Raw genomic sequence first — 8506 nt, 5'->3', positions numbered from 1 at the left:
CTCCTTGACCTTGGGCTCGAGGGTTCCGGTTCGCCATGGCACCGATGAGAAGTCTACATAGGACTCGAAGAGCTCCGGATCGAGCTCGAGGATCTCGTTCCAGAAGGGGTGCCAGTACCCGCGGGTTTCCGTGAACTCGGCCTTGAGCTTCTCCTGGTGCTCGCTCAGCGGTGCGGGACCCGTCCGCAGGCCTTCCTCCTCGAGGACTTCCACCAGCAGGGGAACGCCGATGTTGGCGGCGTGGATACCCAGCGTGCTCGTGAGCTCCAGGACCTCCATGATTTCCTCGGGGGTGGCGCCGAAGGCGAGGGCCGCCTTGACGTGCGACCTGATCCCCGGGACGTAGAGGTGGGTCGCCGCGGCGCTCGCCGCGATGTAGATCAACTCCTTGGTCTTGTCGTCCAGGTGGTTCTTGCGCCACGGCACACCCGAGAACCGGGTGTAGGACTCCAGGAATCCGGGGTCTAGCCGGGCGATGGCCTCCCAGGCGTCGCTCCAGGTGCCGCGGACCCTGACAAACTCGTCCTTGGCCGCCTGCGCGGCGGGCGGCAGCGGGGTGTCTGAAATGGTCTTCGGCGTGGTCATCTCAGTTCTCCGTTAGCGTCCACCCAGCGGGCGATCTCGGTGTGGTCGGCGTCGGTGGGGAGCTCCTTGGCGGCGCGCTCCCACGCGTCGACGGCCGCGCGGCCGAACGCGATCGGGCTGTCCTGGGCCTCAGCGAGCTCGGTCGCGATCTTCATGTCCTTGAGCATCAGGGCGAGCGCGAACCCGGAGTCGTACGTGCCGGGCAGCACGAACTTGGGCCACTTGACCTCGCTGGACCCGCTGCGTCCGGACGAGCCGTTGATCGCCTGCAGGAGCACCGCCGGGTCGAGCCCGAACCGCTTTCCGGCGAGGACCGCCTCGGAAGTGGCGAGCAGGTGCGAGGCGGAGAGCAGATTATTCAGCGCCTTCGCGGCGTGGCCCGCGCCAACGCCGCCGGCGTGCACCACGCTGCGGCCGAGGATGTCGAGCAGCGGCCGGACGCGATCGAGGTCTTCCTCCGCTCCGCCTGCCATGATCGTCAGCTCGCCGTGGATCGCCCCGCGCACACCGCCGGAGACCGGGGCGTCGACGAAGGCGGCGCCCTGCGCCGCGACCTGCTCGGCGATCACCCGGCTGGACAGCGGACGGCTGGAACCCATGTCGAGCAGCAGGGAGCCGGGGGCTAGCGCCGTGAGCAGACCGCCGTCGAGCACCGCCTCGACGATGTCGCTGCTCGGCAGCATGAGCACCACGACGTCCGCGCCGGCTGCGGTCTCGGCCGCCGAGCCGACCAGGGTCACGCCCGCGGGCGGCTCGACGGTGCCCGCATCGAAACCGCGTACGGCCCAGCCCGCCTCGGCGAGCCTGGCCGCCATGGGTCGGCCCATGCGCCCCAGCCCGACGAAACCGATCGTGCTTCGCACCTCATTCATCGGCAGTGGCCAGTTCGGTCAGGACCTTCTCGGCGACCCGGAAGGACTCGAGCGCGGCGGGCACACCGCAGTAGATTGCGGTCTGTAGCAGCGTCTCCTGGATCTCCTGCACGGAGCAGCCGTTGGTGACAGCGCCGCGCACGTGCACGCCCAGCTCGTGGTTGCGGCCCAACGCGGTCAACATCACCAGGTTGAGCAGGCTGCGAGTACGCCGGTCCAGCCCCTCCCGGCTCCAGACCTCGCCCCAGCAGTACTCGGTGACGAGCTCCTGGACCGGGCGACTGAACTCGCTCACCGCGGCCATCGACCGGTCGACGTGGGCGCTGCCGAGGACCTCACGACGGATCTGCATTCCCCGATCTAGACGGGTCGGTACGGCGCCGTTGGCGGTGGCGGTGGCGGCGTCGGTGGTCGTCATGCTTGCTCCTGGATGGTGGATGTGTACTCGGCCTCGCTGACCTTGTGCTCCCAGTCGGTCTTGCCGAGCGAGACTGCGACGTGCACGAGGTAGCTGTCCTGCCCGCCGCCGTGCCAGTGCCGTTCCCCGGCGGGCACCCAGACGACGTCTCCGGCCCGCAGTTCCTCGATCGGCCCGCCCTCGGAGCAGATTCGCCCCGCGCCCGCGGTGACGTGCAGGAGCTGGCCGTGCTCGTGGGTGTGCCAGTAGGTGCGGGAGCACGGCGCGAAGAAGACCGTGTTGATCGTGACGCCGTCCGTGCTGCGCAGGAGGGGGTCGGCGTAGACGGTGCCGGTGAACGTCTCGGTGCGCTGTTCTGACGTCCCGCCCGCGGCGCGCCCTCGGATGATCTTCATTCCTGCCCTCCCTGCGCCTCGGGGGAGTGCACGCGGATACCGCCCGCGAGGTCCCCGATGGCGTCCACAACCCGGTTGCTGATCTGGTCGCCGTAGCCGAGCTGGGTGGCCAGCCCGAACGCGGCGAGGGGCGCCGCGGCGTTGAGCGAGGGGACGCCGAGCTTGCCGAGGTGCTCGACGTAGGCCACGACGTCCTTGGTCATCAGCCGCCCGGTCAAGCCGCCTTCGAGGTAGTCCCCGTCGACGATCTTCGGGAACCGGTTGAGGGTGGCGAAGTTGACCCCGCTGCTGGAGTTGAGGACGTCGAGCAGCCGGTGCAGGTCCAGCCCCGCCTTGGCGCCCGCGACCATGACCTCGGCAGTCGCGGACAGCGCGACGGCGTTGAGGAAGTTGTTGAGCAGCTTGGTGCTGTGCCCGGCACCGAGCGGGCCCATGTGGAAGACCGCCGAGCTGATCGGGTCGAAGGCCCAGGCTAGTGACTCGATGACGGCGGCGTCTCCGCCCGTCATGAGGGTCAGCGTGCCCTTGTCCGCGGCGGCGGCGCCGCCGGAGATGCCTGCGTCCACCAGGGTTGCTCCCCGCTCGGCCAGCTCGGCGCCGAGCCGGGTGGTCGAGGCGGGGGCTGAGGTGCTCAGGTCGATGATGACCTGTCCTTTGCGGGTGTGCCGTAGCAACCCCTCCGAACCGCCCATCACCTTCTCGACGACCGTGCTGTCCGGCAGCGACAGCAGGATCACGTCCGTGTGCGCGGCGACCTCGCCCAGGCTCGCGGCCGGCTCGGCGCCGACCTCGGCGGCGCGGCCAGCAACGGTATCGAAGCCGAGGACGTCGAGGCCCGCCTCGACCAGCCTGCGGGTCATCCGCCCGCCCATGTTGCCCAGGCCGACGAAACCGAGTCGTCTGCCGTCCATCGCGTCCTCCGTCGCCGTTTGCGGCGTACTCGTCGTCGTAGGGGTCATCGGATGCGCAGCGCGAACCCGGGGTCCGCCGCGTCGTAAGGGGTGAAGCGATCGCCGACCAGCGGGTCGTGGCCGGCGACGAGAACCGCCCCAGAGTCCTCGGCCATCTCGCTGACCTGGTCGAATGCCCGGTACATCCGTTGGAGGTCGGCCACCGACATGAATGGCCGATCCAGCTCGAGCTCCTCGTAGTAGTGCACGGCGTCCGAGGCGAGGATGACCGGGCCGGCCGCGGTGGCCACCACAGCGACCGTCTGGCCTGGGGTGTGCCCGCCGACCTCGACGATCTCGATGCCCAGATTCGCGGAGTGGGTGCCCTCGACGAACGTCAGCCTGCCCTCCTTCGCGATCCCACGCAGTCCGGTCACTTCGTCCTGCTCGGCGGACATGGCGAACATGAAGCGGTTCGCGTACGGGCCGGTCCAGAAGTCGTACTCGGCGCGGGCGATGACGACCTCTGCCGCGGGAAACAGGTCGAGGTTGCCGATGTGGTCGTAGTGGGCGTGGCTCACGAGCACCTGGTCGACGGACATCGGGTCCACGCCGAGCCTGACCAGCGCCTGCCGGGGGTGACACAACATGGTCCGCCCGCGCCGGGCGCCCGATGCGTCGCTGAACCCGGTGTCGACCACCACAGTGCGCCCGCCGTTCCGGACGATCCAGAAGAAGTAGTCCATCCCGATGGGCGAGTCCGGCACGCCATAGTGATGGAAGTTCAGGTAGACGTCGCTACGAGTCGTCTGTCGGGTGCCGTAGCGGACGGCAATGACCTCGGGCCCGGTCGTCCCGTCGCTCCCCGGCCCGCTGAGTGTCACCGGATGCTCCATCGCTCGGTCGTCTTCATCGCCCATCATCGTAGTATCGTATGACGAAATGGCAATACCTGGACGAGGAGCCCACATGTCGGTGTTGAACACTCCGGTGACGCCGCTGCCCGAGGAGGTGCCGACCCTCCTGCATATTGGCGGCCATTGGGTCGAGGCCTCGGGCGGCGCGCGGATGCCGGTCGAGGACCCCGCTACCGGACGGCTGCTGTGCTCGGTCGCCGACGCCTCGCCCGCGGACGGCCGGGCCGCGCTCGACGCTGCTGTGGGCGCGCAGCGCAACTGGGCTGCCACTCCTGCGCGGGAGCGCAGTCGCATCCTCTGGCGGGCGTACGAGTTGATGACTGCGGACGTCGAGCGGCTGGCGCGCGTGATGACGGCTGAGATGGGTAAGCCGCTCGCCGAGGCCCGCGGTGAGGTCGCCTACGCCGCCGAGTTCTTCCAGTGGTTCGCGGAGGAGGCCGTGCGGATCGGCGGGGACTTCGGCCGCACGCCGGACGGTGGCTCCCGGGCGATGGTGCTGCGCCAGCCGGTCGGGCCATGTCTGCTCGTCACGCCGTGGAACTTCCCGCTGGCGATGGGCGCCCGCAAGATCGCCCCCGCGCTCGCCGCGGGCTGCACGGTGGTGCTCAAGCCGGCCCCGCAGACGCCGCTGTCCAGCCTGCTGCTGGGCAAGTTGCTCACCGAGGCCGGGCTGCCCGCGGGTGTGGTGAACATCGTGCCGACCAGGGGCGCAGCCGAGCTCGTCGAGCCGCTGCTGCGCAGCGGCGACGTACGGAAATTGTCCTTCACCGGGTCCACGGGAGTCGGTCGGATCCTGCTCGCCCAGGCTGCCGACGCCGTCGTCCGGACGTCGATGGAGTTGGGCGGCAACGCCCCGTTCGTGGTGTTCGCGGACGCCGACCTCGACGTCGCGGTCGCGTGCGCAGTGCAGGCGAAGATGCGGAACATGGGGGAGGCCTGCACCGCCGCGAACCGGTTCTTCGTGCACACCACGGTGGCCGAGGAGTTCGGCAGGCGGCTGGCGGAGGCGATGAGCGCGCTGCGGATGGGCCCGGGCCTGGAGCCGGGTACCGAAGTCGGCCCCTTGGTCGACGCGCCCAGCCGGGCCACGGTCGCCGGCCTTGTCGAGGACGCCGTGGTCCGCGGCGCCACGGTGCTGTGCGGGGGATCGGCGCCGAGCAGGCCCGGTTATTTCTACTTGCCGACCGTGCTGACCGGCGTCGATCCGGACAGCGAGCTGGTTCGGTATGAGATCTTCGGCCCGGTCGCGGCCATTCAGACCTTCGACGACCCGGACGAGGTCGTGCGCCTCGCCAACGCCACTACCTGGGGGCTTGCGGGCTATGTCTTCACCCAGGATGTCGACCGGGCGATGCAGGTCTGCGAGGACCTCGAGGTGGGGATGGTCGGGCTCAACGGCGGGGTGGTGTCCAACCCCGCGACCCCCTTCGGGGGAATCAAACAGTCCGGACTCGGGCGCGAGGGCGGCGCGCAGGGCATCGACGAGTACCTCGAGTACAAGCTGATCGCGATGCCGGTGCGCCCCGCGGGTTGACCCGGATGAGGGGCTCCGCCCGCGCTGGATCTGCGCGGGCGAAGCCGGATCATCTCGAGTTGGCGAGTGCTGACGTCCGCGGGGCAGCCTGCGGGCGCGGGGCCCGCTTGGCGAACGCGGTCAGGTCGAAGTCGGGCTCCCGGGCCTCCTGCGGGGTGGGGCTGTGGCCCTGGGCCAACAGTTTGCGCGCAGCGAGATGCACGCCCGCGGCGTTGAGGGTCTCGACCGCGACGAGTCGGCCCGCCGCGAACGCGAACACGGCGTGCCGGCCACGAGTGGGGTCCAGTCGGACCACCGTGTCGTCGACATGCGCGAGCACGCCCGCGATCTGGAGTTTGAGCGTGCCCTGCTGGGACCAGAACCACGCGACCGCGGCGTACGGGCCCGGGCGGCCGTGGAGCGTCGCGGCGACTGATTTGGCCTGGTCCACGGCGTTCTGCACGGACTCGAGGCGTAGCGCCAGGCCCGACGACTGGTGGGGGAAGCGGGCACAATCGCCGATGGCGAACACGCGCGGGTCGGCGGTGCGCAGCCCTGCGTCCACGACAATGCCGTTGTCGATCGTGAGCCCGCAGCCCGCCGCGAGGTCGGTCTCGGGCAGCACGCCGACGGCCACGACCACGAGGTCGGCGGGCAGCCGTGTGCCGTCCGCGGTGGTCACCGCGGAGACGGCGCCGTCAGCGGTCTCGTGTTCGATCACGGTGTCGGAGAACCGGAACTCCACCCCGGCTGCGCGTTGCTCCTTGACGATCAATTCCGCCATCTCGGGGGTGACGGCACGTCCGAGCGCCCGCGGCCCGGTCTCGACCACTGTGACCTGCCGGCCTGCGGCGGCGGCGAAAGCCGCGAACTCCAGCCCAATGAACCCAGCGCCGACAATCACCACTCGACGCACCGCCGTGAAGCATTCACGAATGTGGTCGGCGTCCGCCCTGGTCCGCAGAGTGACGATGCCACCGGTGCTCGAGGGCAGTGCTTCGAGCTCGCGGTTGATCGCGCCGGTGGCGAACACCAGGGCGTCGTACGGCAGATGCTCGCCCTGCCCTGTGGTGACGACGCGCTCGGTGCGGTCGACAGCCACGACCCGATCGTGGCGCAGGGTCGTGGGAGAGCCGGCGAAGAACCCGCCGTCGCGCAGGTTGAGTGCCTCTCCGTCGACCTTGCCCGAAAGGTACTCCTTCGAGAGCGGCGGGCGGCTGTAGGGTAGGTACGGCTCGTCCCCGACCAGCGTGATCGGGCCGCTGTGGCCGTCCTCGACCAGGGAGGTCGCGAGCTGGCAGGCGGCCTGCCCGGCACCGACCACGACGACGCGCGAGGTGCGATCGAACCTCGGGCCGTCCATCAGTACTGCGTCTCGGGGACGTGCACGACCAGCTCTGTGTCACCCGAGGGGCGAATCTGGCACGCGAGCCTGCTGGTCTCCCGACGTTCGGCGGCGGCCGCGTCGAGCATCTCGTCCTCCTCGTCGTCGACGGCGACGATGCCGAGGTCCTCTTGGTCGTCGATGTAGACGTGACAGGTCGAGCACATCAGCGAACCGCCACACTCCCCGACGATGCCGGGTACACCCTGGGACACCGCGGCCTGCATGATGCTGGCCCCCGCGGCGGCCTCGACGGTCGTCTCGGTGCCGTCCGCACCCACGAATCGGATCTTTGCCATCACGCGCCTCCTCGCACGTCGTCCCAAGTCACGGGCAGCTGCTCGAGTCCCCGGAAGGTGAAGCCGCGCCAGCGCGCGGCCTCGATGTCCACCGGCCGCAGCCCGACCAGCCGCTCGTGCAGCAGCGGCCAGGCGACGCGTCCGATCTGGCCCTTGGAGGCCCAGGTCCCGGCGCACAAATGAATGCCGCCTCCGAACGCCAGGTGCGGCTTGCGGGTGCGAAAGGCGTCGAACCGGTGCGGGTCGGGGAACTGGCTCGGATCGCGGTTCGCCGCACCCACCACCAGCATGACCTCGTCACCGGGCCGCAGCGACACCCCCCCGAGGGTCACGGGGGCGATCACGGCGCGGCCGATGGACTGGATCGGCGACAGCCACCGGACCACCTCGTCGAACGCGCCGACGAAGCCGGCCGGATCGGCGATCAGCCGGTCCCGCTGCTCGGGGTGCCGAGCGAAGGCCCACACCCCGTTGACGATCGTGTGCTGAGGCTCGTTCACTCCGCCTGCGATCGCCAGCTTGGTGTTGGCGCGCACCAGGAACTCGGGCAGATCCGCGTGGACCATCGCCGAGAGCATTGACTGATCCGGGACCGCCTTCACCCGAGCGATCGCGTCGGTGATGTGCTCCTCGGCCTCGGCGTTGGCGCGCTCATTGGCGGCCCAGACGTCCGGGTCGTTCAGCAGGTTGCCACTCGCGGCGATGAACGCCGACGACCACCGCTGGACCGCCGCCCAGCCGGCCTCCGGGATGCCGACGATCGCTGCAAGGTTCGCCGCAGCGAAGGGGATCGCAAAGCTCTGGACCAGGTCGGCGCCGGGGCCCGCTTCGATCACGTCCGCCAGGAATCGCTCACCGTTCTCCTGGAAGACGGGCAGCCAGGACTGCTCGATCGTCTTCGGCCGTAGGGCGCGGTTGACCGCGGACCGCTCAACGGCGTGCTCCGGGTCCCCTTTGGTCAGCATGTTCGGCCCGATGGCCTTGCGGACGAGGTTTCGGCCCCCCAACGGGGCGAAGGTGTCCGGATTGTTCTCGGCGAACCGGCAGGCCTCGAACCCGAGGACGAAGTACCGCTGCACGCTTGGTACCCAGACCACCTCGCCGTGCTCGGCACGCAGCCGGGCGTAGACCGGCAGCGGATCGTCGATCAACGCGTTCAGTGTGACCCATGCCGCGTCGGGCGCGCTGGTGGCGACTGCGCTCACTGTCTCCCCCTTCATTGGCGGTGAGGGT

At 69.9% G+C, this 8506-nt stretch carries 10 protein-coding genes; 1 reads left to right on the top strand and 9 read right to left on the bottom strand.

Translation table 11 applies throughout. From position 1 onward, the window contains the following. The 6 genes from ACFQH9_RS01105 to ACFQH9_RS01080 all read right to left on the bottom strand — a co-directional run. Positions 1-585, bottom strand: a 585-nt coding sequence (locus ACFQH9_RS01105) for a carboxymuconolactone decarboxylase family protein (RefSeq protein WP_379563183.1), incomplete at its 3' end; no start/stop codon positions are given. Then, the gene (locus ACFQH9_RS01100; RefSeq protein WP_379563181.1) at positions 582-1448 is read right to left on the bottom strand and encodes an NAD(P)-dependent oxidoreductase; all 867 of its coding nucleotides are present in this window, start codon (positions 1446-1448) and stop codon (positions 582-584) included. The genes ACFQH9_RS01105 and ACFQH9_RS01100, both read right to left, overlap by 4 nt. 1 nt (position 1449) lies before the next feature. Then, a complete protein-coding gene (gene pcaC, locus ACFQH9_RS01095; protein WP_379563179.1) occupies positions 1450-1875 on the bottom strand; it encodes a 4-carboxymuconolactone decarboxylase in 426 nt (141 codons plus the stop codon). Then, on the bottom strand, positions 1872-2270 hold the full coding sequence (locus tag ACFQH9_RS01090; RefSeq protein WP_379563177.1) for a cupin domain-containing protein: 399 nt from the start codon (positions 2268-2270) through the stop codon (positions 1872-1874). The genes pcaC and ACFQH9_RS01090 overlap by 4 nt, the downstream gene beginning before the upstream one ends. After that, the gene (locus tag ACFQH9_RS01085) at positions 2267-3229 is read right to left on the bottom strand and encodes an NAD(P)-dependent oxidoreductase (RefSeq protein ID WP_379563175.1); all 963 of its coding nucleotides are present in this window, start codon (positions 3227-3229) and stop codon (positions 2267-2269) included. The genes ACFQH9_RS01090 and ACFQH9_RS01085 overlap by 4 nt, the downstream gene beginning before the upstream one ends. Beyond that, complete coding sequence (locus ACFQH9_RS01080; RefSeq protein ID WP_379563173.1) at positions 3226-4083, bottom strand: N-acyl homoserine lactonase family protein; 858 nt, start codon at positions 4081-4083, stop codon at positions 3226-3228. Before ACFQH9_RS01080 ends, ACFQH9_RS01085 begins: the two co-directional genes overlap by 4 nt. Positions 4084-4129: 46 nt before the next feature. Here ACFQH9_RS01080 and ACFQH9_RS01075 point away from each other — a divergent pair, with 46 nt between their 5' ends. After that, entirely contained in the window at positions 4130-5611 is a 1482-nt protein-coding gene (locus ACFQH9_RS01075) for an NAD-dependent succinate-semialdehyde dehydrogenase (RefSeq protein WP_379563171.1), read from the top strand. A 49-nt stretch (positions 5612-5660) separates the two neighbouring features. On the opposite strand, the gene ACFQH9_RS01070 is transcribed toward ACFQH9_RS01075, so the two are convergent. From ACFQH9_RS01070 to ACFQH9_RS01060, 3 genes are read right to left on the bottom strand one after another with little or no spacing between them, the layout of a single operon-like run. After that, the gene (locus ACFQH9_RS01070; protein WP_379563169.1) at positions 5661-6953 is read right to left on the bottom strand and encodes an NAD(P)/FAD-dependent oxidoreductase; all 1293 of its coding nucleotides are present in this window, start codon (positions 6951-6953) and stop codon (positions 5661-5663) included. Further along, positions 6953-7273, bottom strand: a complete 321-nt coding sequence (locus tag ACFQH9_RS01065; protein ID WP_379563167.1) for a 2Fe-2S iron-sulfur cluster-binding protein — start codon at positions 7271-7273, stop codon at positions 6953-6955. The genes ACFQH9_RS01070 and ACFQH9_RS01065 overlap by 1 nt, the downstream gene beginning before the upstream one ends. After that, complete coding sequence (locus ACFQH9_RS01060; protein ID WP_379563165.1) at positions 7273-8478, bottom strand: cytochrome P450; 1206 nt, start codon at positions 8476-8478, stop codon at positions 7273-7275. Before ACFQH9_RS01060 ends, ACFQH9_RS01065 begins: the two co-directional genes overlap by 1 nt. Between the last annotated feature and the right edge of the window lie 28 nt (positions 8479-8506).

The sequence above is a fragment of the Pseudonocardia lutea genome (assembly GCF_042658055.1).
Taxonomy (GTDB): Bacteria; Actinomycetota; Actinomycetes; order Mycobacteriales; family Pseudonocardiaceae; genus Pseudonocardia; species Pseudonocardia lutea.
This window is presented reverse-complemented; position numbering and strand designations above follow the sequence as displayed.

Coding starts and splice junctions, on each gene's coding strand:
- ACFQH9_RS01085 (WP_379563175.1), bottom strand. CDS start 3,229: ATGACCCCTACGACGACGAGTACGCCGCAAACGGCGACGGAGGACGCG.
- ACFQH9_RS01070 (WP_379563169.1), bottom strand. CDS start 6,953: ATGGACGGCCCGAGGTTCGATCGCACCTCGCGCGTCGTCGTGGTCGGT.
- ACFQH9_RS01080 (WP_379563173.1), bottom strand. CDS start 4,083: ATGATGGGCGATGAAGACGACCGAGCGATGGAGCATCCGGTGACACTC.
- ACFQH9_RS01090 (WP_379563177.1), bottom strand. CDS start 2,270: ATGAAGATCATCCGAGGGCGCGCCGCGGGCGGGACGTCAGAACAGCGC.
- ACFQH9_RS01075 (WP_379563171.1), top strand. CDS start 4,130: ATGTCGGTGTTGAACACTCCGGTGACGCCGCTGCCCGAGGAGGTGCCG.
- ACFQH9_RS01065 (WP_379563167.1), bottom strand. CDS start 7,273: ATGGCAAAGATCCGATTCGTGGGTGCGGACGGCACCGAGACGACCGTC.
- pcaC (WP_379563179.1), bottom strand. CDS start 1,875: ATGACGACCACCGACGCCGCCACCGCCACCGCCAACGGCGCCGTACCG.